Here is a 21,886-nt window from a genome sequence, read left to right as displayed (position 1 = left end):
GCCGGCATGAAGCAGGAAGCAGTGCGCCCCGCACCCTCGGTCTCACACGCTGGCGCGGGCCGCACGCCCAGCACCCAGCCCTTGCGGAAACAGCAGCAGCGCGAGCAACAGCAGCGCATACGGCACCATGTCCTTGACGCCTTCCGGCAGCACCAGACCGGCGACCGCCTCGACCACGCCCAGGAACACGCCGCCCAGCAGCGCCCCAGGCAGGCTGGTGAGTCCGCCCAGCACTGCGGCGGGGAACGCCTTGAGCGCGATGAACCCCATGTTCAGGTGCACGAAGGTCACCGGCGCAAGCAGCAGTCCGGCGACCGCCGCCACCGCGGCACCCAGCGCCCAGGCCAGCGTGTGCATGCGTGCCACCGGCCAGCCGAGCAGCGCCGCGGTACGAGCATCCTCGGAGCAGGCACGCAGCACGCGCCCGGTGCGCGTGTGATGGAAGAAAGCCGCAAGCGCGCCTGCGAGGAGAAATGTAGCGCCCACGACCCAGAGGTGGCTGGAAGCCAGCACGAGCGGGCCAAACGCGACCGTATCCGCGGCAAAGGGCAGGCGATAGGTATCCTGCGCTGCGGCCGGCACCGAGGCCACACCGCCGCGCATCATCATCCCCAGGCCGAAAGTGAGCAACACTGCGACCAGATGCGGCTGCCCGATCGCGCGGCGCAGGGCAAGGCGCTCCAGCGCTGCCCCCAGCGCTCCGGCGGCAGCCACCGCGACGGGCGCAGCGAGCCACAAGGGCCACCCCAGGCCCAGGTGGAGCGCCAGCGCAGCAAAGGCCCCGAGCATCAGCAGGTCGCCCTGCATGAAGCTGACAGTCTCGGTCGCCTTATAGATCAGCACGAAGGAAAGCGCGACCAGGCCGTAGACACAGCCGATCGCGATTCCACTGGTGAGGACCTGGATGAAGGCGAGCATGGGGCCGAAGCATAGCCGATCCTGGTCGGCAGAAGCCCCATGCCACCGGGGAGCCGTTCAGCCCAGGAAGCGCGCCAGCAGACCCTGCTGCCACGCGGCCACGACAGCAGCCACGACGATGAGCAGGAAGATCCAGGTGCCCCAGGGAGAGCCCTTCTCCGCATAGGGGTCGGACAAAGAACGCGAGGCCCCTGCGGGCAGTGCGGCCACCCCAGTCAAGGCAGCACCGAAGGGGATGTTGATGCGCGCACGGGTGTTCACTGCCCAACCGTTGGCATCGAGCAGCGGACCGAGGTTGCGCTGGCGAAGCTTGAGCCAGGCGAGCAGCATCGACGGACCGGAGATCAGCAGCACGATGCCGACGACGACCAGCGGCATCTGCCACGCAGGCAGCGACAGGAAGCCGGACACCACGGCCGCAAGCGCCGTGCCCAGTGCGCCGAGCGCAAGGCCGATGGCGGCGAAGATCCCCGCAAATTTGGCGATGTCGAAGGCCGGAGCGGGGGCCGGAGCCGGAGGTGCCTCGACCTTGGCGCCGGCTCCGGCAACGCCCGCCGCAGCGCGCTCGTCCACGGCCTTCTCGCGCGCCGCGGCGAACTTCTGGATCTGCTCGCCGATCATGCGACCGATGCGCTTGTAAGGCGACCAGAAGGCCTGGCGCACGCTGATCGGAGCCTCGACCACCTTGACCACACTGGCATTCCAGTCGCGCCCCTGGCGGTCATAGAACACGCCGTTGCGCCCCGGCACCATCATCTCGTCGGCATCGCCCCCGGTGAGCGCGGCGACGATGGTCATCGGGGCCTCGCCCTGGCGGACGCAGTCGCAATAGACCAGGTAGGTGCCGGACAGGGGTGCGAGCGCCGCATGCCGACCCATGTCGGTTACGCGCAGGCAGAGCTCGCAGCTGCGCTGGTCGAGATACAGCGTACCGGCCTGGAAGATCGCCTTCTCGCGCGTTCCATAGAAATCGCTGAGGGTCACGAAGTTGCGCAGCAACTGCACCAGGTCGCGGTTGTAGCGCACCAGACGCTCGAGCGCGTCGACCTGGGCGGCAGCGGTTTCGGCGCCGAGGTCCTGCTGGATCAGCGCATCGAGTGCAGCGCGCACGCCGCTGTCGAGCAGCACGCGCAACTCTGCGATCTCCATCGCCGCAAGCGGGTTGGCGGGCTTTGCGGCCATCCAGGCGCGGTAGGCGTCGAAGCGCCGGGAGAGCGCCTGCCATTCGCTCCAAGACAGCGACTCGCGCACGCCGAAAACCGGCTGCACCACGGTATCGCGCAGGCGGGCGATGCCCGCCTCCCAGGCGGGGTTCAGGCCCGTCTCGAGGGGCAGCGCGCGTCCCGGCCCGACCATGGCCAGCGGTAGGGCCGCGACGCCTTCGGCACTGGCATCGAGCGCCTGCACGGCAAGGCTCGCGTAGGTCGCATCGGCCGGGTTGAGCGCCGTCACCGCGCGCTCATCGAAAGCGGCGAGACGGCAGCGGGTGAAATAATCCTCGACCTTGTCACGCACCGCCTCGAAAACCGCGGCAGCGGCCCCGGTGTCCGCGCCGAGCGGCAACAGGGTCGCCGCGTCTGCCTCGGCCTGCGCCTGCCAGTCGGACAAGGCCTGCGCCGCAGCGAAGAAGGCATTGACGCGCTCTGCATCGACGCCGGGCTTGCCGCTACGGTCGTCAGCCGAGCCGAAGCCGTCGATGATCAGGCCGATGGCCCTGACGAGGGTAGCGTCGGTGGTGAGTTCGGCGGGCACGATGCCATCGCCGTTGAGATGATCGGGAGCGAACAGCCGGCTCGTGTCGGTCAGATCGGAGACCGCGATCTGCTCCGCATCCGCCTTGTCGAGGTAGGCCAGCACCTTCCTCGCGGTCGCGAGCAGGCGGGCGCCCTCCGGGTGGTCGGGGTCAATCGCAGCCAGTGGCAGGCCGTCGACGCCACGGAACAGTACCTCGGGCTCCCGCAGCACTGCGCATACCCAGTTCGCCGCTGCGACAATCTCGGGCACACGGATGCGGCCATCACCGTCGGCGTCGAGCAACTGCAGCGTGCGGGAGTCGAACTCCAGCCCAGAAGTGGGACAGGCCAGCGCCGACCACAGCTTCTGGTCGAGCTCGCCAAGGTGGCGAAGGTCGTCCGCCGTCTCGATACGCACCTGATCGAAACCGCCCGAACGGAAAAACCGCCACGGATGGCCCTTCTTGTCCTTGCTCATCGTACTCTCCCTGTCCAGGCGCACCGGGGCGCTTCCACGGCGCACACAACACGGGAATATTGCGCCGGAATTGGACTGGGAACAATCGGGCTGGGCATGCGCGCGCCCCCATCGCCCGCGGCCGGCCGTGAGCGGCAGCGCTCAGCCGTAGGCGCCGACGAAGGGATTGCTGTCGCGCTCTTCGCCGAAGGTCGAGGTGGGCCCGTGCCCGGGGATGAAGGTGATGTCGTCGCCGAGCGGGAAAAGCTTCTCGCGGATCGAGCGGATCAGCGTCTGGTGGTCGCCACGCGGGAAGTCCGTGCGACCGATCGAACCAGCGAACAGCACATCGCCGACGATGGCCAAACGGGCGCCCTCGTGTACGAAGACGACATGCCCCGGCGTGTGCCCGGGCGTATGGATGACCTTCAGCGTCTCCTCGCCGACGGTGACCGTGTCGCCATCATGCAGCCAGCGGTCGGGCTCGAAGGATTCGACGTCGGGAAAGCCGAACATCTGGCTCTGCTGCGGCATGCCTTCAATCCAGAAGCGATCCTCCTCCTGCGGCCCCTCGACCGGCACGCGGAGTTCGCGCGCAAGCTTGACCGTTCCCCCTGCGTGATCGATGTGACCATGGGTAATCAGGATCTTCTCCACGCTGACCCCGAGCTTGTCGATCGCAGCAAGGATGCGGTCGATGTCGCCGCCCGGGTCGACCACCGCCGCCTTCTTCGTGCGATCGCACCACAGGATGCTGCAGTTCTGCTGGAAGGGGGTGACCGGGACGATGGTGGCCTGGATCATCGGGAGAGCTCCTGTAGAGGTGGATTCGGCCCGGAGTTTATCCGATGAGCGGACACGTCCGGCGCGTGAACGCGGGAGCGGGCTTGCCCGCAAAGCAGCGTCCGATCAGGAGCCGCTTCGCGGGCAAGCCCGCTCTCACCGTTGCCGACCTGAAGCCGACGTTCGATCAGACCACGCCTTGGGCGAGCATCGCGTCGGCGACCTTCACGAAGCCGGCCACGTTGGCGCCATCGGAGTAGCTCACGCTACCGTCCTCACGCTCGCCATACTTCAGGCAGGCGGCATGGATGCCGAGCATGATCTCCTTCAGGCGGGCGTCGACCTCGTCGCGGGTCCACGACATGCGCATCGCGTTCTGGCTCATCTCCAGACCCGAGGTGGCCACGCCACCGGCGTTGGAGGCCTTGCCCGGCGCATACAGCACGCCGTTGTGCTCGAAGATCTTCACGGCTTCCATGGTGCTCGGCATGTTGGCGCCCTCGGCCACGGCGACGACGCCGTTCTTGACCAGGGTGGCGGCATCGTTGCCGTCGAGCTCGTTCTGGGTCGCGCACGGCAGGGCGACCTGCACCGGCACGTGCCAGGGGCGAACGCCCGGCTCGAAGCGAGCGCCGACGCGCTCGGCATACTCGGCCACGCGGCCGTAGTAGTGGTTCTTGATCTCCATGAGGATCGCCAGCTTCTCGGGGGTGAAGCCCGCCTCGTCGATCACGGTGCCGCTCGAATCGGAGCAGGTGATCGGCTTGGCGCCGAGTTCCATCAGTTTCTCGATCGCGTACTGGGCGACGTTACCCGAGCCAGACACCGAAACACGCATATCCTTGATGTCGCGGCCAGCGTGACGGAGCATGGCGTCGGCGAAATAGACGGTGCCATACCCGGTGGATTCGGGGCGGATCAGCGAACCGCCGAAGGACAGACCCTTGCCGGTAAACACGCAGGCGGCATTGTTCGACAGCTTCTTCATCATGCCGGCCATGAAGCCGACCTCGCGGCCGCCCACGCCGATATCGCCCGCCGGCACATCGGTGTCCGGCCCCACGTGGCGATACAGCTCGCTGATGAAAGCCTGGCAGAAGCGCATGACTTCACCCGGGCTGCGGCCCTTGGGATCGAAGTCCGAGCCACCCTTGCCACCGCCCATGGGCAGGGTGGTGAGCGCGTTCTTGAAGGTCTGCTCGAAGGCAAGGAACTTCAGGATCGACAGGTTCACCGAAGGATGGAAGCGCAGGCCGCCCTTGTACGGGCCGATGGCCGAACTGTGCTGGATGCGATAGCCGCGATTGACCTGCACGTCACCCTTGTCATCCACCCACGAGACGCGGAACATGATCACGCGCTCGGGCTCGATCAGTCGGTCGAGGAGGGAGTGCTCGGCATAGCGTTTGTTGGCCGAAATGAAGGGCCACAGGCTCTCCATGACCTCGCTGACCGCCTGCAAGAACTCGGGCTGGCCAGGGTTGCGCTGTTCGACGTAGGCCAGAAACTCCTCGAGGGACTGATATTTCATGATGTTGGACCCATGGATTGGTTGGACACGAGAAAACTAACGGACACGCGCACGCGATGGCCTCGGTATAACCCGAAGCCATCGCAATGATTGGCCATAATTATGCATCAAACCCACCAATACAGTGCATGATCTGCATCAAACAGGCACGAATTAGCCAATATGGATGAGCGCGCACCATTTCGGGGCGAGCGGATGCTGCGCTGGATGGATCTTCACCCTGCTGGGGGGTTATCCTCAATCTTGCATATCCCCAGCACAGGAGAATCAAATGGGTCTGTTCGCGTTCATCAAGGAAGCCGGTGAAAAACTCTTCGGCACCGGCACGGCCAGTGCCGCAACCCCCGCAACCGACCCCGCTGCTGCCAATGCAAAGGCAGCCGAGGCCATCCACAACTACATCCTTGCGCTCAAGCTCGCACCTGCCGACCTGGGCGTGAGCTTCGATGCGACGCAGTCGCTGGTCACGATCACCGGCACCGCTCCGGACCAGGCGACACGCGAGAAGATCATGCTGGCCGCGGGCAACGTGGCCGGCGTAGCCGAAGTGGAAAACCGCATGTCGGTTGCCCGCCCCGAGCCCGAAGCGCAGTTCCACACCGTGGTGCGCGGCGACACGCTTTCGGCGATCGCGAAGAAGTTCTATGGCAACGCCAACCAGTACATGGTGATCTTCGAGGCCAACAAGCCGATGCTCAGCCACCCGGACAAGATCTACCCCGGGCAGGTGCTGCGCATTCCGCCGCAGGCCTGACCCCCGCGCAAAGGTCGCGCCCGCGCGCGGCGCTTGCCCCCGAGAGGCCCGGACCAGTACGCTCGGGCCTCTTTCCGTTCACGCCTCCGCCCGACATGGCCCGCATCCGTATCGAACTGCCCGCACAGTTTCCCTTCGCCACCGAGGTCCCGCTGCTGATCTCGCACATCAACTACCAGGCTCACCTCGACCATGTGCAACTGCTCGGCGTGGTGTCGGAAGCGCGGGCGCGCTTCCTGAAGTCCCTGGGCTATTCGGAAATGGACGTGGAAGGCTACGGCATCATCGTCGCCGATGCCGCCGTGCAGTACCGCTCCGAAGCCTTCCATGGCGAAGTGATGCGCATCGAGCTCGCCGCAACGGACTTCCACGCCCACGGCTGCGACCTGGCCTGGCGCATGTCGGAGGCCGACAGTGGGCGTGAAGTCGCGCGCGGCAAAACCGGGATCGTATTCTTCGACTACGCAGCCCGCCAGAAGGCGCCGGTGCCTGTGGGCTTCCATCGCCACTTTGCCTGATCCCCCCGTTCCGTCCGCGCCCCACGTTCCCATGTCGAGCCCTGACCGACCCGACGGCGACCGACCGCAGGTCCGCCCGCATTGCGGCGGGCTCGCCCCGTGCCCGCACGTCGCCGTCATCGGCGGCGGCCCGGCCGGGCTGATCGCGGCAGAGACGCTCGCCCAGGCCGGCCTCGCCGTCACGGTCTTCGACGCCATGCCTTCGGTCGGCCGCAAGTTCCTCCTTGCCGGGCGCGGCGGGCTCAACCTCACCCATGGCGAGGCGCTGGAAAAATTCGTGTCGCGCTATGGCGCGCGGCAGGCGCTGATCGCGCCCATGCTCGAACGCTTCGGCCCGGACGCGCTGCGCATCTGGGCCCGCGGATTGGGCATCGACACCTTCATCGGCAGTTCGGGGCGCGTTTTTCCGACCGAAATGAAGGCTGCACCGCTGCTGCGCGCCTGGCTCGCCCATCTGCGCTCGCACGGCGTCGCCTTCGCGGTGCGGCATCGCTGGCTGGGCTGGGCCGGGCCGGCCGCCGACCAGCGGCTGCGTTTTTCCACGCCCACCGGCGAACGCATCGTCGAAGCCGACGCCGTGCTGTTGGCACTGGGCGGTGGAAGCTGGGCCAGGCTGGGCTCGGACGGAGCCTGGGTGCCGGTACTGCGCGGCGCCGGAGCGGACGTCGCAGAGCTGCTGCCGGCAAACTGCGGCTTCGACGTCGCCGGCGCGGCCGGCCCAGGCTGGAGCGCGCATTTCGGCGAGCGCTTCCGTGGTCAACCGCTGAAATCCGTGACCGCACGCTGCACGGACGCGGGCGGAACGGTGCACGAGCGCGCCGGCGAGTGCCTGATCTCCGCGACCGGTATCGAGGGCGGGCTGATCTACGCCTTGTCTGCGCCCCTGCGCGACACTCTTCGCGCGCTCGGCGCCGCCACGCTGCATCTTGACCTAGCCCCCGGGCGCAGTCCGGAACGCCTCGCCGCCGAACTCGGGCGTCCGCGCGGCAGTCGCTCCATGGCGAGCCATCTGCAAAGCCAGGTCGGCATCAAGGGGGTCAAGGCGGGCCTGCTGCGCGAATGCCTGGCGAAGTCGGATTTCGACGACCCCGCACGGCTGGCCGTGGGCATCAAGGCCCTGCCGCTGTGCCTGATCGCCACCCGCCCGATCGACGAGGCGATCAGCACCGCGGGCGGAGTGCGCTTCGAGACGCTCGACGCGCACCTGATGCTGCAGGCCTGCCCCGGGGTCTTCGTCGCCGGCGAGATGCTGGACTGGGAAGCCCCCACCGGCGGCTACCTGCTGACGGCCTGCTTCGCCACCGGCGTGGCTGCGGCACAGGGAATGCTGCATTGGCTGGGACGAGACGGAACAAGCACGGCGGCGCCCAGCCGCGCTAGCATGCAGACATGACCAGCCCCGCATCTGCGTGAAGCGTCCATGAACCTGCACCCCTTCCTCATCGCCATCGAAGTCGGCGGCACCATCGCCTTCGCCATGTCCGGCCTGATCGAGGCCACGCGCAAGCGCATGGACATCGTCGGCGTGTTTTCGGTCGCCTTCGTCAGCGCCTTCGGCGGCGGCACGGTACGCGACATCCTGCTCGATCGCCGGCCCTTCTTCTGGATCCAGAGCCAGGAATACCTGTGGCTGGTGCTCGCCATGGTCCTGACCACCCCGCTGTGGCTGAAGACCTTGCGCCACAAGTTCGGCGGCCACCTGATGGAATTCGCCGACGCCTGCGGCCTGGGGCTGTTCGCGATCTCCGGTGCCACCATCGCGCTGGCCGCAGACATGCCGGTGCTGGTGGCGATGATGATGGGCGTGATCACCGCGATCTTCGGCGGCGTGTCGCGCGACGTGCTGTGCAACGAAGTCCCCAAGGTCTACAGCGACCACCGCCCCTATGCGCTGTGTGCGCTGTTCGGATGCGGCGTGTTCATCGCCCTGGACACGGTCGGCCTGCCGCTGCCGATTTCCACCCTTTCCGGCATTGGCGCGGCGACTGGCTCGCGCCTGCTCGCCGTCGCGCTCGATCTGCGCCTGCCCGCCTGGCCGAAGCCGACGGATTGAGCCCGCCGCCGCGCGGGCCATCCGTGGCAGCACGGGTAGAATGCCGTTTTGCCCGCTCCAGCCGCCCGATGCCCGCCCTGCCCAAACCTCCGCGCCACCCCGAACTGCTCGCCCCCGCCGGGACCCTGGACATGATGCGCACCGCCTTCGCCTACGGCGCGGATGCGGTCTACGCCGGACAGCCGCGCTATTCGCTGCGCGTGCGCAACAACAGTTTCGGTCAGCTCGAAACACTCGCCGCGGGCATTGATGAGGCCCACGCCGCCGGCAAGCTGTTCTACCTGGTCGCCAACATCTACCCGCACAACGCCAAGCTGCGCACCTTCGAGGAGGACATGGCACCGGTGATCGCGATGCAGCCCGACGCGCTGATCATGGCCGACCCGGGACTGATCATGATGGTGCGCGAGCGGTGGCCGGAGGTGCCGATCCATCTGTCGGTGCAGGCCAACACCACCAACCACGCGTCTGTGCGCTTCTGGCAGTCGGTGGGGGTCAAGCGTGTGATCCTGTCGCGCGAACTCTCGCTCGACGAGGTCGCCGAGATCCGCGACGCCTGCCCGGACATGGAGCTGGAGGTCTTCGTGCATGGCGCGCTGTGCATCGCCTACTCCGGGCGCTGCCTGCTGTCGGGCTACTTCAATCATCGTGACCCGAACCAGGGCAGTTGCACCAACTCCTGCCGCTGGGACTACACGCTGCATGAAGCCGGGGAAGATGGCGCAGGCGACGTACAGGCCTGCGGCAGCGCGCCGATCGGCAACCCGAAGGCAGCTGGCGCGGTCGGCACGGCAACCCGCGACCGGCAGCACACCGCGACGAACCTCGCCTTGGGTGGCGGGCCGCGCCACATCGGTGGCAGCAAGGTGTGGCTGCTGGAGGAAGGCACCCGCCCGGGCGAGTTGATGCCGATCGAGGAAGACGAGCATGGCACCTATATTCTGAACTCCAGGGACCTGCGGGCGATCGAGCACGTGCAACGCCTAGTGGAGATCGGCGTCGATTCGCTGAAGATCGAAGGCCGCACCAAGAGCCCCTACTACGTCGCCCGCGCCGCCCAGGGTTACCGTCGTGCGATCGAGGATGCAGCCGCCGGTCGCCCCTTCGATCCACGCCTGCTTGGCGAGCTCGAAGGCCTGGCGAGCCGCGGCTATACCGACGGTTTCTACCAGCGCCACGCGACCCCTGAGCACCAGAACTACCTGCGCGGCCACTCCGAGTCCGGCCGCAGCCTGCTGGTGGGTGAGGTGGTCGGCTTCGATGCCGCGCGCGGTCTGGCCGAAGTCGAGGTGAAGAACGGCTTCGGCGTAGGCGACCGGCTCGAGTTCGTTCAACCCGCCGGCAACTTCGCGCAGCCGCTCGCACGCCTGCTCGCTGCAGACGGTGGAGCCATCGACCGCGTTCCCGGCAGCGGCCGTCGTGTCTGGCTGCCGCTGCCCGCGGACGCCGATCCGACCCAGCCCTGCTTCATCGCCCGCTTCCTGTAACCGGGGGCACATGCGATGGAGCCCCCCTGAAATCCGGGAGCCCTTCATGATCCTGAACATCGACCTCGTTTCCGACTTCGTCTGCCCCTGGTGCTTTCTTGCCAAGGTCAGGCTCGACCGTGCGCTGGAGGAACTGAAGGCATCCCGCCCCGACCTCGAGCCCAGGGTGAACTGGCTGCCTTTCTTCCTCAACCCGGACACCCCCGCCACAGGCGAGCCGTATCGCGAATTCCTCGAAAGCAAGTTCGGCGGGCCGATCAAGACCGAAGCGGCGCTCGACAAGGTGCGTGAAGCCGCTTCGGCCGACGGGCTGCACTACGCCTTCGAGCGCATCACACTGCGTCCGAACACTCTGGACGCACACCGCCTGATGTACCGCGCCCAGGCCCAGGGGCAGAAGCCCGAGCGCATCCGGACGCTGGCACATGCGCTGTTTGCCGCCCACTTCCAGGAAGGCCGCGACATCGGCGATCGCGACACGCTGGCCGGGATTGCCGCAGCCAGTTGCGGTGAGCGCAGCGAGACGGTTCGCGAGTGGCTGGACGGTCGCGGTAGCATCGAAGCCGTCGAACGCATGGCGGCCGGCGCACGCAAGCAGGGGATCGAGGGCGTGCCCTTCTTCATCCTCAACCGTCGCATGGCGGTCTCGGGCGCGCAGTCGGCCGCGGTGCTGGGCGCAGCCGTTCTGCAGTCGCTCGAGACGGGCAAACCGTCCTGACCACGGGGAACGCCGCGCGGCTTGCGTGCGTCTGACCACGCAGCACACCGACTGGAACCGCAGCGCAATGAATAATTCCTCCCTTCTCACCGACACCGATCTGCGCGCGCTGGCCGAGGCGAGGGCGCTGCTGGAACGGCCCAGCCTGGCCGCGCGGCTGTCGAGCTTCATCGGCAGCCCGCTCGAAAAGGGCATGGCCCGACTTCCGGCGAGCTGGCGCGGCAAGGTCGGCGCGCTCGCACACGACGCGCTGATGAAGGCGATGGACACTGCTGCGCGCACGCTGCAGCCCGCGCCCAGAGAGGCCTCTCCGCGGCTGCACAAGTTGCTCGGCTCGGTGAGCGGCGCAGGCGGCGGCGCCTTCGGCGTGGCCGGGCTGACCGTGGAGATCCCGCTGTCGACGGTGCTCATCATGCGGGCCATCCTGGACATCGCGCGTGGCGAGGGCGAGGACATCTCCGATGCGCGGGTGCGGCTGGCCGCACTCGAGGTGTTTGCGCTCGGCGGCAACGCAAGCAGCGACGACGCTGCCGAATCGGGTTACTACGCGGTACGGGCAGCGCTGGCGGGCACGGTGTCGGAAGCGGCACGCCATTTCGCGCAGAAGGGGCTGAGCAGCGAGGGGGCGCCCGCGCTGGCGCGGCTGATCACCATGGTGGCTGCGCGCTACAAGGTACAGCTCACGCAGAAAGCGGCCGGCATGCTGGTGCCGGGCATCGGTGCAGCAGCCGGAGCGACGATCAACCTGATGTTCATGGACCACTTCCAGGACGTGAGCCGTGGCCACTTCACCGTACGCAGGCTGGAGCGCCACTACGGCCGGGACGCGGTGCATGCGGCGTGGCGGCGCCTGGAGGCCGAGGATGCGCGCGTGCACGAGGCAAGGCGCGCGTTCCACACCCGCTCCTCGCGCTGAAGCTGCACGCAGGGCGAAGCGCGGCGGGCGGACGCGGTGCGAGGCCTTGATCCGGCTGCGAACCTCGCTCAGGCCGACCCGCCAAAATCCTCCACGAACTGCGCCCACGGCAGCGGCCGGCTGAAGTGGAAGCCCTGCGCGAGATCGCAGCCCTCGTTCTGCAGCACCTTCAGATGACCGGGCGTCTCCACGCCTTCGGCCACCACCCGCAGCCCCAGGCTGTGCCCCAGAGAGATGATCGCCGACACCAGCGCGGCATCCCGGGTGTTGCGATCGATGCCGCGCACGAACAGGCGGTCGATCTTGAGCTCGTCGATCGGGAAGCGCTTGAGGTAGGCCAGGGAAGAATAGCCGGTGCCGAAATCGTCGATCGCCAACCCCACGCCCAGCGCACGCAGCTGCTCCAGGCGGGCGATCGCACGGTCAGTGGCATCCATCAGCATGCTCTCGGTCAGCTCGAGGGTCAGGCACTCCGGCGGCATGCCGGTTTCGGCGATGACGCTGCCCACCATCGCCACGAACCCCTCATCACGAAACTGGCGCGCCGAGATGTTGACCATCATGCGCAGCGATCCGCCGCCGGACTCGCGCCATTCGCGGTGACGCTCACACGCGTTGCGCAACACCCATTCGCCGATCGGCACGATCAGCCCGGTGTCTTCGGCGAGCGGAATGAAATCGGCGGGCGACACCAGGTCCAGGTCGGGGTGCTGCCAGCGCAGCAGCGCCTCTACCGCCTCCGGCCTGCCCGTGGCCGGCTCCACCAGCGGCTGGAAATGCAGCAGCAACTCGTTGCGTGGTAGCGCACGGTGCAAGGCGGTCTCGAGCGCGAGGTGCTCCAGACTGCGCGCATTCATCGCCGGCTCGAAGAGCTGGAAGCTGTTGCGCCCCTCATCCTTGGCGCGGTACATCGCAACGTCCGCGTACTTGATGAGGGTGTTGGCATCCTGCGAATCGTCCGGGTAGATGCTGATCCCCAGGCTGGTCGTTACCACAAGCTCACGGCCCTCGATCTGGACCGGGCGACGCAGGGCGCCCACCAGCCGGCGCGCCATCATCGCGGCCTCGTCCGGCCCGGCGAGGTTGTTGAGAATGACGAGGAACTCGTCCCCCCCCATGCGCGCCACCGTATCATCCTCGCGCAGACTGCCGCGCAGGCGCTGCGAGATCTCGACCAGCAGCCGGTCGCCGACTTCGTGGCCAAGGCTGTCGTTGATACGCTTGAAGCGGTCGAGGTCCACGAACATCACCGCCAGCCGGCAGCGCAACCGCGCGGCATGCGCCAGTTCCACCTGCAGGCGGTCTTCGAGCAGGCGGCGGTTGGGCAAGCCGGTGAGCGGGTCGTAATAGGCCAGGTCGCGGATGCGCGCCTCGGTCTCCTTGAGCCGGCTGATGTCGGTGAACAGCGCGGCGTAGTGCGTCAGCTGCCCCTCTCGGTCGCGGATCGCGGTGATGTGCAGCAACTGCGGGCTTACCTCGCCACTCTTGCGCCGGTTCCACACCTCGCCCTGCCACTGGCCCTCCTGCAGCAGGCTCTCCCACATGCGCGCATAGAAGGCGGGGCTCTGTCGGCCAGAGTTCAGCAGCGAGGGGTTGAGCCCGATGACCTCTTCCGCGGTATACCCGGTCATGCGCGTGAAGGCGGGGTTCACCGACAGGATGCGGGCGTCCGCGTCGGTCACCAGAATGCCCTCGAGCGAGCTTTCGATGACTTTCTCTGCCAGATACAGGTTGCGCTGGGAGCTGCTCAGCGCCTGGTCGCGTGCGCGCAGCGCGTGCTGCAGCTCGTGCACGTACGCCAGCTCCATGCCACTGAGAATATCCTTGAAGCTGATCAGGTCAATCAGCGCGCCATCGGCACCGAGCACGCCGATATGCCGGATGCGCCGTTCGGCGAGCCGGGCACGCACCCGGTACAGGCTTTCGGTGTCGGCGCAGACCACCAGAGGCCGGGTGGCAAGCTCACCCAGCGGACAATCGCTCACGCGGCTCGCGACGAGGCGGGTCACGTCGCGCTCGGTGAGGATGCCATACCGCCCCTCGGCACTATCGCCGGCCTGCTCGCCAAAATCCACCGCCACCGCATCGAGCCCGGCCTCGCGCATGCAGCGCGCCGCCTCTCCCAGGCCGGCAGAGGCCGGCAGCGCGCTGAGCCTGCCCTTGAGCAGGGAGTCGATCCGGCGCAGCTTCAGGTAGTGCTCGATGCCCTGGTTCAGCACCACGTCGGACTGCGAAACGATGCCGATGCGGCGCCCGTCCTCATCCACCACCAGCAGATGGCGCAGGTGCTCCTCACGAAAGCGCACCGCGAGATCATGCAGCGGCACCGCCTCGGATACCGTGCGCACCGGAGCGTTCATGACCGCGCCCACGGCGAGCTCGAAGGTCTCGGGGTCGTCGAAATCCACCGCAAGCGCATCGCGCTCGGTCCAGATTCCCAGCACGGCGTCGCCTTCGACCACCAGGATGGAGCCGACACGGCGCTCGCTCATGCGACGCGCGGCCTCGTGCAGCGGAACATCCGGGCTGCATTCGAGCAGGTCACGACAGATGACGTTGCCGACGCGCACTTCCTTCGCGTAGGGGAAGGGGAGACGCTCGTCGACAAGGGAGTCGATGGATTCTGGGTGATTCATTTGACGGACAGAAGGTGCGGTGTGGCCCGGAACCCGGTGGCAACGGCCGGCCCGCCACGACCCGGGCATTAAAAATTCCATTGTCGCACCGATACGCCGCGAACCGTGTCGACGAGATCACACCCTGTGCAATTCACTGCCCGGTAACACGTGCCGCGCATGCTGCACTCATGATCCGGGTATTGATGATTTCCGACGTCTTCTTTCCGCGGGTGAATGGCGTCTCCACGTCGATCGCGACCTTCCGCAACGCCCTTTCCGCCTTCGGCGTCGAGGTGCGCCTGATCGCGCCACGCTACGGCAACGAAGCCGAAGCCCCGGGGATCGTGCGCATCCCCGGCCTGCGCCTGCCCTTCGACCCGGAAGACCGGCTGGTTCGCGCTGGCGCAATGCACAAGGCCGCGCTGCGCGAGGCAGCCGGCTGCGATCTTGTGCACATCCAGACCCCCTTTGCCGCCCACCGCGCCGGCCTGCGCGCCGCACGTGCCCACGCCCGCCCGGTGCTGCTGACCTATCACACCTTCTTCGAGGAGTACCTGCACCACTACGCCCCCTTCCTGCCCGCTGGCGCCTTGCGCGCGCTGGCACGGCGCGTGTCCCGCGCCCAGTGCAACGCGGTCGACAGCGTGGTCGTGCCTTCTACCGCGATGCACGAGCGGCTCGCCGGCTACGGCGTTCATACGCCGATGGAGATCCTGCCCACGGGCGTTCCGGTGCGCGATTTCGCTGCCGGCGACGGGCTTCACTTCCGCCGTCTGTACGACATCCCCGAGCACGCCCCGATGGCGCTCTACATCGGACGCGTCGCGCACGAGAAGAACATCGGCTTCCTGCTTGAAGTTGCCGCCCTGCTCCGCGCCCGGCACCCGGGCTTCGTGCTCGTCATCGCCGGCGAAGGCCCGGCCGCGCCAAGCCTGCAACAGCGCGTGCTGCGCGACGGGCTCGCACGCACGGTGCGCTTTGTCGGCTATCTCGAGCGCCGCAAGCGGCTGCCCGACTGCTACGCCGCTGCCGACGTGTTCGTGTTCGCCTCGCGCACCGAAACCCAGGGCCTGGTCCTGCTCGAAGCGATGGCTGCGGGGCTGCCGGTGGTGGCGCTGGCCTCGATGGGCACCACCGACATCCTCTCCCCCCAACGCGGCACACGGACCGCGCCCGATCACCCGGCAGGCTTCGCAGCCGAAGTCGAAGCGGTGCTCGCCGACCTCCGGCTGCGCAGACAGCTCGCCGCCGCAGCGCGCCTCCACGCCGCCGAGTGGGGCGACCAGATGATGGCCGCACGCCTCGCCGATCTGTATCGACGCCAACTCGCGCACCACACCGCGGATTCGGCGGCAGGCACGTCAGCCTGACCCCCAGGCGGCCTGTCGGCGGCCTTGCCGCCGCCGACCGCCACAGACAAGATGTGGGGAACCCAGTTCATTCCTCACAGTCGGATTCGCACCATGCAGACCACCACCCTCACCATCACCGGCATGCGCGACGAGCAGTGCCTTCGCCTCGTGACCAACGCCATCCAGGACCTGCCCGGCATCGGCTATCTCGAGATCGCGCTCGACACCGGCGCCGCAAGCATCGAGCACGGCGCCCTCGTGTCCGAGTCCGACATCCACCAGGCCATCGAGGACGCCGGTTTCGGCGTGCGCTGAAGTAGTACCCGCAGCGCGGCCGGATCGACCGCGCCCCGCCGGAATGGCAACGGCAAGCCCGTGCCCACAGCGCCTTCCTCCCGCGTACCTTGAACGCCTTTCCCTGCCATACGCCCGGCGGCCTCGCCTTCGTCGACATCGAGACCACCGGCGGCGCCGCGCTTTGCCGACATCGCCGACGAGGTCTTCAACCGCCTCGACGGCCGCCTTTTCGTCGCCCACAACGCGTGCTTCGACCACGGCCACCCCAGCCTGCCGCCCCACCTCGACCCCGAACAGATCGCCGGCCTGCCCGAAACGCCCGGCGTGTATCTGTTCTACGGCGAACGCGGCGGCGAGACCGATGGCGAGCTGCCGCTCTACATCGGCAAGAGCACCCGTCTGCGCAGCCGCGTGCTGTCGCACTTCGCTGCCGACCACCAGAGCGACCGCGAGCTGAGCCTCTCCCAGCAGGTGCGCCACATCGAGTGGATCGAGACCGCTGGCGAGATCGGCGCGCTGCTGGAGGAAGCCCGCCTCATCAAGCGCCTGCAGCCCACCCACAACCGCCAGCTGCGCCGCAACCGCGAGCTGTGCACCTGGCGCCTCGCCACCGACATCGTCGGCGACTGGCGGCTCGAGCTGGTGCACGCCGCCGACCTCGACTTCGGCCGCCGCGACGACCTCTACGGCTTCTTCCGCACCCGCCGCGAGGCGACAAACCGCCTGCGCGCCCTCGCGCGCGACCACGCCCTGTGCCCACCCCTGCTCGGCCTGGAAAAAAAACCCCAGGGCGCGCGCTGCTTCGGCTTCCAGTTGAAGCGCTGCCGCGGTGCCTGCCACGGCGGCGAATCCCCCCAGGCCCACGCCCTGCGCCTGATCGAGGCCCTGCACACGCTCAAGGTCGAGCACTGGACCTGGCCCGGCCCGATCGGCCTGCGCGAGGGCGAGGCACTCCACGTCATCGACGGCTGGCGCTGGCTCGGCACCGCCACCGACGAAGCCATGCTCGCCAGCATTCTGGAGTCCGGCCGCCCGACCTTCGACCTGGACATCTACAAGATCCTGATCAAGGCGGTGAGAAGGCTGCCGATTCTGATGCTCTGACCATCCAGGCCACGCCGGCCACAGGCCCCTCTCAGCCCGATCACACCCTGTCAGCGCCGATACGCACTGTGCTGCCGGCGAACGAACGGTTACAGTCGCACCCCCGACGCTCCACGGACCCAAATTGCCCCACAACCACCCCTCCCACGCCGACGCCGTCCGCGGCCTGCTCGCCGCGCTCGCCGTGGTGGTGTTCTGGTCCGGCTTCAACATCGTGTCGCGCTTCGGCGCCACCGCCAGCTTCACGCCCTTCGACATCGCCGCGCTGCGCTTCGGCGTATCGGGCGCAATCGCGCTCCCGCTCTACCTGTATTTCGTGCCGCGCCGGGACTGGCCGCGCCACATGGTGCTCGCGGCGGTGGCCGGGCTGGGCTACGGCATCCTGGTCTATTCCGGCTTCGCGTTCGCGCCGAGCGCGCACGCCGGGGTGTTCGTCAATGGTGGCATCCCGTTCTGGACCATCGTGATCATGGCGGTGACGAGCGGCTTTCGCATCGCCCGCCCCACCGTTATCGCGCTGTTGCTGTCGACCGCCGGCCTGCTGCTGATCGGCTTCGAGAGCCTGCTCGCGCCCGCGCACGGAAGTGAATGGGTCGGCGACCTGCTTTTCCTCGCTGCCGCGCTGTGCTGGGCGGTGTTCGGCCTGCTGATGCGGCGCTGGCAGGTCAAGCCGCAATACGGGATGCTGGGAATCGCCACATTCTCGGCGCTCGCCTACCTGCCGGTATATCTGCTCTGGCTGCCGGGCAATCTGGCCGCCCAGAGCTGGGGCGCGATCACGCTGCAAGGCGTGTACCAGGGCGTGATCGCCGCGCTGGTGGCCGGCGGCTTCTACAGCTACGCGGTGCAGAAGGTGGGCGCGAGCGAGGCCTCGATGATGCTGGCGCTGGTGCCCGCCGTCACCGCCGTGGGCGCCTTCCTGATCCTGGGCGAGGCGCTCGGCCTCACCACCATCGTCGGCATCATGGTGGTGTCGGCCGGCGCACTGCTCGGCGCGCTGCCGCCTGCGGCGCTCTCGCGCTTGCGCGGATTCCGCTCACGCTGAACGCCGGAAAGGGCCGCCACGCAATTGGCGGCACGCGTGGCCCGTCGCCGCGGAGCGGGGCCCGGGCAAGATCGAAGGGCTTGCGCGCGGCACGCTCGCGACTGACGGGCGCGCGCGTTCAATCGCCAGCACGCCGATCAGGCTCGGCCCACCGCGCCCGGTAGGCACCGTCGGCGTCGTATGTGGCCGCCTGCTTGTCCGGATCGAAGCGCCGTCCGCCGCGCGGATCGGTGCCGCGGCCGACGATATAGAGCCAGTTGCCCTGGTTGCTGTAGACGTCGTAATCGACCAGCTGCGCCTCGAACCACGCCGCGCCCGCGCGCCAGTCGCAGCCCAGGTCGTAGATCAGGTAGCTGGCAACCACCTGGCGCATCCGGTTCGACAGCCAGCCGGTTGCCGCGAGCTCGCGCATGCCGCCGTCGATGAAGGCGTGCCCGGTGCGCCCCTCGCACCACGCCGCGAACGCCGCCGGGTCGTGCGCGGGCATCGGCGCCTCCTCGTTCAACCCGCGCGCCCGGTACAGCCTGCGGCCGTGCTGAAGGTGTAGGAAACGAAAGTAGTCCCGCCACAGCAGTTCGAACCACAGCCAGTAGGTCCCATCGCTTGCGCCCTGCTCGGCCTCGTGTCGGCGCAGCGCAGCAAGGGCCACCCGCGGCGACAAGGCCCCCAGTGCCAGCCAGGGCGAGAGCTTGCTGGAGAAATCGACCCCGCTCAGCCCGTTGCGCGTCGCCTTGTAGTACCTCGGCAGATCGCCGGCGAAGTAGCGCGCCACATGCGCCAGCGCAGCCCGCTCGCCCCCGGCGAACGCCGGCTGCCACCAGGGGAAGGACGCCTCCTCGAAACGCTCGGCGCCCGCCTCCACCACGGGCTCGCTGCGATCGCCGCAGCCCGCGATGAGCGCCTCGTCCAGCGACGCGAGCGGCGGGCAAGGCGGCAAGGCCTCGGGCGCTGCCAGGGGCGCGGCCGGCAGCACACCCGCCGACTCCACCACCTGGCGGAAGGCCGTGAACACCTTCGGCAGATGCGCCACCGCAAACGGCAACCCCGCCGGATCGAGCAGGCTCGACTGCCACACCGTCTTCACCCGCAGCCCCGCCGCACGCAGCGCCGCGACCTCGTCCTCTTCCTCCGGCGCGGCGATCGCCTCACACACCACCCGCTCCGCCCCCAGCGCCCGCGCCAGCGCGGGCAGAACCGCGCCCGGCACCCCACGCAGCTGCAGCAAGCGGCTCCCCCGAGCACGCAGCGCCTCATCCAGATCCGCCAGTGCCGCAGCGAGGAAGGCACTCCGATGCGGCCCTCGGCGCGCAAAGCCCCAGCGCGTCGACGCCTCGGCCGCCGGGTCATGGCAATACACCGGCAGCACCCGCCCAGCCGCCCCACACGCCTCGACCAGCGCCAGGTTGTCCCCCAGGCGCAGATCGTTGCGAAACCAGAAGATCACGAGCTCCGAACCCATCAGCCCAGCTCCGCCCTTGGGCGACTCCGTCGGCAACGCTCCGAGCAGTACCGCACCTCGTCCCACACCCGTTCCCATTTCTTCCGCCACGCGAACGGCCGCCCGCAGCGCATGCACGCGCGCCTTGGCCGCGCGCGTCGCCACGACCGCGCCCTGCTGCGGCCAGGCCGCGCACTCGCCCGGCTGCAAGGACACCGGCAGCGACACGAACTGCAGTCGCGACGGCTCGGGCAGCACGGCCCCGACGCGGCGCAGCTCGGCGTGCAGCTCGCGTGCGCTCTCGAGCATGAACTCGTAGTGCTGGCGCGCGGCATCCGGCTGCACCCACAGCGTGGGCTCGACGATGACCACGCACAGCACCGGACCCTGGCGCGCCGCCGCGGCGAGCGCGCCATGATCGGCGACGCGCAGATCACGCTTGAACCAGACCAGGCTGAAGTCCATCGCGCACACTCGCAAGCACGCGCTGCGCCAGCGCGTGGCAGCTCAGCCAGGCGCCTTCCACGCGGCCGCCGTTCAGCCAGTCGCCGCACAGACCGATACTGTCCTCGGGCGCCCATACGCAGCCGCCCTCAACCGCCGACTCGGTGATCGCGTAGCGCCAGCGGTGCGCCGACCACGCCAGAGGCGCCTCGCCGCCGAGCGCGCGGAAGGCCGCGATCAGCGCCGCGGCCACCTGCTCGGGGCTGTCCTCGAGATGGGTCTCGCTCCATTCGGCGCTCGCGTGCAACGTCCAGGTTTCCGGACCCTCGCGCCCAGGCTTGCTGCTGTCGCGCGCGATCCAGCGCAGCGGGCCGTGATTGACGAAGGCCGCGTCGAAGTCAAGCGCCAGCGGCGCCTCGAAGCGCGCCATCAACGCCCAGCAGCCCTGCATGCGCGCGGCCCGAGCCACCTCGGCGAGCGCCGGCACCACCGGTCCCAGCAGCGGTACTGCCTGCGGCGCGGGCACGGCGAGCAGTACGCCGTCGAAGGCCTCGGGCATCAGCCCGCGCTCAGCGCTGGCGAGCTCCCAGCCGTGCGGATAACGGTCCAGCGCATTCACCGTGGCCTGCAGGCGCAGGTCCAGACCTTCGGCCAGCAGGCGCGCCGGGGCCGTCATGCGCGGCGTGCCGACGAAGCGAGCCTCGTCGCCACCGCCCGCGCGCCGGCCGTCGGCCTCGAGCACGGTCAGCCGCGCCTGCCAGGCATCCGCAACGCCGGCGGCCCGCCAGCGCGCCACCTCGGCCTGGAACAGCGGGTCACGCGCCGTGAAGTACTGCGCGCCATGGTCACAGGCCCAGCCCTCACCACGGCGGGTACTCATGCGCCCCGATGGGCCACGACTCTTGTCCAGGACAGTTACGCGAACACCGGCTTCAACAAGTGCCCGTGCGCAGCGCAGGCCGGCCATGCCGGCTCCGATCACGGCGTAATGCAAGGGAGGCTTCATGATCACATCCACGGTATTTGACGACCGCGATTGGGATCGTCTCTTCTCGCACCAAAGATACACCTTTTGTCCTGGACAACATAGGTCCCCGCGGCTAGCATCCGGCAACGATCGAGGCGCGTGAAGGTGATCTAGTGGCGCACGTCACCGCCTCGTCCACGTCAAACCGATTCCGCGCAGGAACGTGTCCGCCTCCTCCGCACCCACGCAACCCGACCGGTCACCGCACATGAACGCTCCGTCCGACGCCCTTCGCAGCACGGCCCACCGGCTCGGCTATGCCGGCCTGGTCCCCTTCGTGATACTGGCCCCCGCCAGTCTGCTCGACCCAAACCACGGCCTGACCTGGAGCGATGCGCTGTTCGCGTACGGCGCGGTAATCCTCAGCTTCGTGTGCGCCCTGCACTGGGGGTTCGCCATGACGCTCCCAGGACTGGACGACACCCGCCGCACGCGCACCCTGCTGTGGAGCGTGGTGCCCTCGCTGCTCGCCTGGCCGGCATTGCTGCTCGTGCCCGCCGATGCGGCAATCCTGCTCGTGGCAGGCTTCGTGCTGCATTATGTGCAGGACAGGCGCCTTGCCCGGCATGCGCGACTCCCGGCGTGGTACCTGCCACTCCGGCTGCAGCTCACCACGGTGGCCTGCATCGCGCTGGTCGCCGGGGCATTCGTGCAGTGGCCATACTGAACCCAGCTGGCCCTGTACTCCCACCC

General features: G+C 68.4%; 20 protein-coding genes and 1 pseudogene. 12 read left to right on the top strand and 9 right to left on the bottom strand.

Annotation, left to right across the window (positions count from 1 at the left end):
- Positions 1–42: 42 nt before the first annotated feature.
- From ACPT9U_RS13350 to gdhA, 4 genes are all read right to left on the bottom strand, one after another.
- Positions 43–918 (bottom strand): branched-chain amino acid ABC transporter permease, encoded by an 876-nt coding sequence (locus ACPT9U_RS13350; protein ID WP_435751291.1) that lies wholly within the window; start codon positions 916–918, stop codon positions 43–45.
- Positions 919–975: 57 nt separating this feature from the next.
- Positions 976–3,129: a hypothetical protein gene (locus tag ACPT9U_RS13345; protein WP_435751290.1), complete on the bottom strand. Its 2,154-nt coding sequence runs from the start codon at positions 3,127–3,129 to the stop codon at positions 976–978.
- 141 nt (positions 3,130–3,270) lie between these two features.
- Positions 3,271–3,912, bottom strand: a complete 642-nt coding sequence (locus ACPT9U_RS13340) for an MBL fold metallo-hydrolase (protein ID WP_418364436.1) — start codon at positions 3,910–3,912, stop codon at positions 3,271–3,273.
- Between the two features lie 166 nt (positions 3,913–4,078).
- Positions 4,079–5,422, bottom strand: a complete 1,344-nt coding sequence (gene gdhA / locus ACPT9U_RS13335) for an NADP-specific glutamate dehydrogenase (protein WP_418364435.1) — start codon at positions 5,420–5,422, stop codon at positions 4,079–4,081.
- Positions 5,423–5,693: 271 nt separating this feature from the next.
- Here gdhA and lysM point away from each other — a divergent pair, with 271 nt between their 5' ends.
- The 7 genes from lysM (at position 5,694) to ACPT9U_RS13300 (ending at position 11,868) form a co-directional block, all read left to right on the top strand.
- On the top strand, positions 5,694–6,176 hold the full coding sequence (lysM, locus tag ACPT9U_RS13330; protein WP_435751289.1) for a peptidoglycan-binding protein LysM: 483 nt from the start codon (positions 5,694–5,696) through the stop codon (positions 6,174–6,176).
- Positions 6,177–6,271: 95 nt separating this feature from the next.
- Entirely contained in the window at positions 6,272–6,694 is a 423-nt protein-coding gene (locus tag ACPT9U_RS13325; protein WP_435751288.1) for an acyl-CoA thioesterase, read from the top strand.
- Between the two features lie 31 nt (positions 6,695–6,725).
- Positions 6,726–8,087: a TIGR03862 family flavoprotein gene (locus tag ACPT9U_RS13320; protein WP_435751287.1), complete on the top strand. Its 1,362-nt coding sequence runs from the start codon at positions 6,726–6,728 to the stop codon at positions 8,085–8,087.
- Between the two features lie 27 nt (positions 8,088–8,114).
- A complete protein-coding gene (locus tag ACPT9U_RS13315; protein ID WP_435751286.1) occupies positions 8,115–8,747 on the top strand; it encodes a trimeric intracellular cation channel family protein in 633 nt (210 codons plus the stop codon).
- 68 nt (positions 8,748–8,815) lie between these two features.
- Positions 8,816–10,234, top strand: a complete 1,419-nt coding sequence (yegQ, locus tag ACPT9U_RS13310; protein ID WP_435751285.1) for a tRNA 5-hydroxyuridine modification protein YegQ — start codon at positions 8,816–8,818, stop codon at positions 10,232–10,234.
- Positions 10,235–10,280: 46 nt separating this feature from the next.
- Positions 10,281–10,952 carry a DsbA family oxidoreductase gene (locus ACPT9U_RS13305; protein ID WP_435751284.1) on the top strand — a complete coding sequence of 224 codons (672 nt, stop codon included), beginning with the start codon at positions 10,281–10,283 and terminating at the stop codon, positions 10,950–10,952.
- A 67-nt stretch (positions 10,953–11,019) separates the two neighbouring features.
- On the top strand, positions 11,020–11,868 hold the full coding sequence (locus ACPT9U_RS13300) for an EcsC family protein (RefSeq protein WP_435751283.1): 849 nt from the start codon (positions 11,020–11,022) through the stop codon (positions 11,866–11,868).
- A gap of 68 nt (positions 11,869–11,936) precedes the next feature.
- On the opposite strand, the gene ACPT9U_RS13295 is transcribed toward ACPT9U_RS13300, so the two are convergent.
- Complete coding sequence (locus ACPT9U_RS13295; protein WP_435751282.1) at positions 11,937–14,504, bottom strand: EAL domain-containing protein; 2,568 nt, start codon at positions 14,502–14,504, stop codon at positions 11,937–11,939.
- A 170-nt stretch (positions 14,505–14,674) separates the two neighbouring features.
- On the opposite strand from ACPT9U_RS13295, the gene ACPT9U_RS13290 reads away from it, so the two are divergent.
- From ACPT9U_RS13290 to ACPT9U_RS13275, 4 genes are all read left to right on the top strand, one after another.
- Entirely contained in the window at positions 14,675–15,856 is a 1,182-nt protein-coding gene (locus ACPT9U_RS13290; protein WP_435751281.1) for a glycosyltransferase, read from the top strand.
- Positions 15,857–15,949: 93 nt separating this feature from the next.
- Entirely contained in the window at positions 15,950–16,153 is a 204-nt protein-coding gene (locus ACPT9U_RS13285; protein ID WP_418364425.1) for a heavy-metal-associated domain-containing protein, read from the top strand.
- Positions 16,154–16,459: 306 nt separating this feature from the next.
- The gene (locus ACPT9U_RS13280) at positions 16,460–17,239 is read left to right on the top strand and encodes a hypothetical protein (protein WP_435751280.1); all 780 of its coding nucleotides are present in this window, start codon (positions 16,460–16,462) and stop codon (positions 17,237–17,239) included.
- A 124-nt stretch (positions 17,240–17,363) separates the two neighbouring features.
- Complete coding sequence (locus ACPT9U_RS13275) at positions 17,364–18,284, top strand: DMT family transporter (RefSeq protein WP_418364423.1); 921 nt, start codon at positions 17,364–17,366, stop codon at positions 18,282–18,284.
- 118 nt (positions 18,285–18,402) lie between these two features.
- Here the strand turns inward: ACPT9U_RS13275 and ACPT9U_RS13270 are convergent, their stop codons facing one another.
- The 4 genes and pseudogenes from ACPT9U_RS13270 to ACPT9U_RS13255 form a co-directional block, all read right to left on the bottom strand.
- Positions 18,403–19,743, bottom strand: a complete 1,341-nt coding sequence (locus ACPT9U_RS13270) for a DASH family cryptochrome (RefSeq protein WP_418364625.1) — start codon at positions 19,741–19,743, stop codon at positions 18,403–18,405.
- A complete protein-coding gene (locus tag ACPT9U_RS13265) occupies positions 19,743–19,856 on the bottom strand; it encodes a DUF2256 domain-containing protein (protein ID WP_418364624.1) in 114 nt (37 codons plus the stop codon). The genes ACPT9U_RS13270 and ACPT9U_RS13265 overlap by 1 nt, the downstream gene beginning before the upstream one ends.
- Positions 19,857–20,037: 181 nt before the next feature.
- Positions 20,038–20,187 (bottom strand): annotated as a pseudogene (locus ACPT9U_RS13260) (deoxyribodipyrimidine photo-lyase); the annotation flags it as partial.
- On the bottom strand, positions 20,156–21,172 hold the full coding sequence (locus ACPT9U_RS13255; RefSeq protein ID WP_435751278.1) for an NAD(P)/FAD-dependent oxidoreductase: 1,017 nt from the start codon (positions 21,170–21,172) through the stop codon (positions 20,156–20,158). The gene ACPT9U_RS13255 and the pseudogene ACPT9U_RS13260, both read right to left, overlap by 32 nt.
- A 229-nt stretch (positions 21,173–21,401) precedes the next feature.
- Here ACPT9U_RS13255 and ACPT9U_RS13250 point away from each other — a divergent pair, with 229 nt between their 5' ends.
- Positions 21,402–21,860, top strand: a complete 459-nt coding sequence (locus tag ACPT9U_RS13250; RefSeq protein WP_418364421.1) for a DUF3429 domain-containing protein — start codon at positions 21,402–21,404, stop codon at positions 21,858–21,860.
- The last annotated feature ends 26 nt before the right edge of the window (positions 21,861–21,886 follow it).

Origin of the sequence: Thauera sp. AutoDN2 (genome assembly GCF_051280715.1) — a bacterium.
Classification (GTDB): Bacteria; Pseudomonadota; Gammaproteobacteria; order Burkholderiales; family Rhodocyclaceae; genus Thauera.
This window is presented reverse-complemented; position numbering and strand designations above follow the sequence as displayed.

Bases quoted from the DNA above. Each gene is read 5' to 3' on its own strand.
- ACPT9U_RS13350 (WP_435751291.1), bottom strand. From the start codon at position 918: ATGCTCGCCTTCATCCAGGTCCTCACCAGTGGAATCGCGATCGGCTGT.
- ACPT9U_RS13345 (WP_435751290.1), bottom strand. From the start codon at position 3,129: ATGAGCAAGGACAAGAAGGGCCATCCGTGGCGGTTTTTCCGTTCGGGC.
- ACPT9U_RS13340 (WP_418364436.1), bottom strand. From the start codon at position 3,912: ATGATCCAGGCCACCATCGTCCCGGTCACCCCCTTCCAGCAGAACTGC.
- gdhA (WP_418364435.1), bottom strand. From the start codon at position 5,422: ATGAAATATCAGTCCCTCGAGGAGTTTCTGGCCTACGTCGAACAGCGC.
- lysM (WP_435751289.1), top strand. From the start codon at position 5,694: ATGGGTCTGTTCGCGTTCATCAAGGAAGCCGGTGAAAAACTCTTCGGC.
- ACPT9U_RS13325 (WP_435751288.1), top strand. From the start codon at position 6,272: ATGGCCCGCATCCGTATCGAACTGCCCGCACAGTTTCCCTTCGCCACC.
- ACPT9U_RS13320 (WP_435751287.1), top strand. From the start codon at position 6,726: ATGTCGAGCCCTGACCGACCCGACGGCGACCGACCGCAGGTCCGCCCG.
- ACPT9U_RS13315 (WP_435751286.1), top strand. From the start codon at position 8,115: ATGAACCTGCACCCCTTCCTCATCGCCATCGAAGTCGGCGGCACCATC.
- yegQ (WP_435751285.1), top strand. From the start codon at position 8,816: ATGCCCGCCCTGCCCAAACCTCCGCGCCACCCCGAACTGCTCGCCCCC.
- ACPT9U_RS13305 (WP_435751284.1), top strand. From the start codon at position 10,281: ATGATCCTGAACATCGACCTCGTTTCCGACTTCGTCTGCCCCTGGTGC.
- ACPT9U_RS13300 (WP_435751283.1), top strand. From the start codon at position 11,020: ATGAATAATTCCTCCCTTCTCACCGACACCGATCTGCGCGCGCTGGCC.
- ACPT9U_RS13295 (WP_435751282.1), bottom strand. From the start codon at position 14,504: ATGAATCACCCAGAATCCATCGACTCCCTTGTCGACGAGCGTCTCCCC.
- ACPT9U_RS13290 (WP_435751281.1), top strand. From the start codon at position 14,675: ATGATCCGGGTATTGATGATTTCCGACGTCTTCTTTCCGCGGGTGAAT.
- ACPT9U_RS13285 (WP_418364425.1), top strand. From the start codon at position 15,950: ATGCAGACCACCACCCTCACCATCACCGGCATGCGCGACGAGCAGTGC.
- ACPT9U_RS13270 (WP_418364625.1), bottom strand. From the start codon at position 19,743: ATGGGTTCGGAGCTCGTGATCTTCTGGTTTCGCAACGATCTGCGCCTG.
- ACPT9U_RS13265 (WP_418364624.1), bottom strand. From the start codon at position 19,856: ATGCGCTGCGGGCGGCCGTTCGCGTGGCGGAAGAAATGGGAACGGGTG.
- ACPT9U_RS13255 (WP_435751278.1), bottom strand. From the start codon at position 21,172: ATGAAGCCTCCCTTGCATTACGCCGTGATCGGAGCCGGCATGGCCGGC.
- ACPT9U_RS13250 (WP_418364421.1), top strand. From the start codon at position 21,402: ATGAACGCTCCGTCCGACGCCCTTCGCAGCACGGCCCACCGGCTCGGC.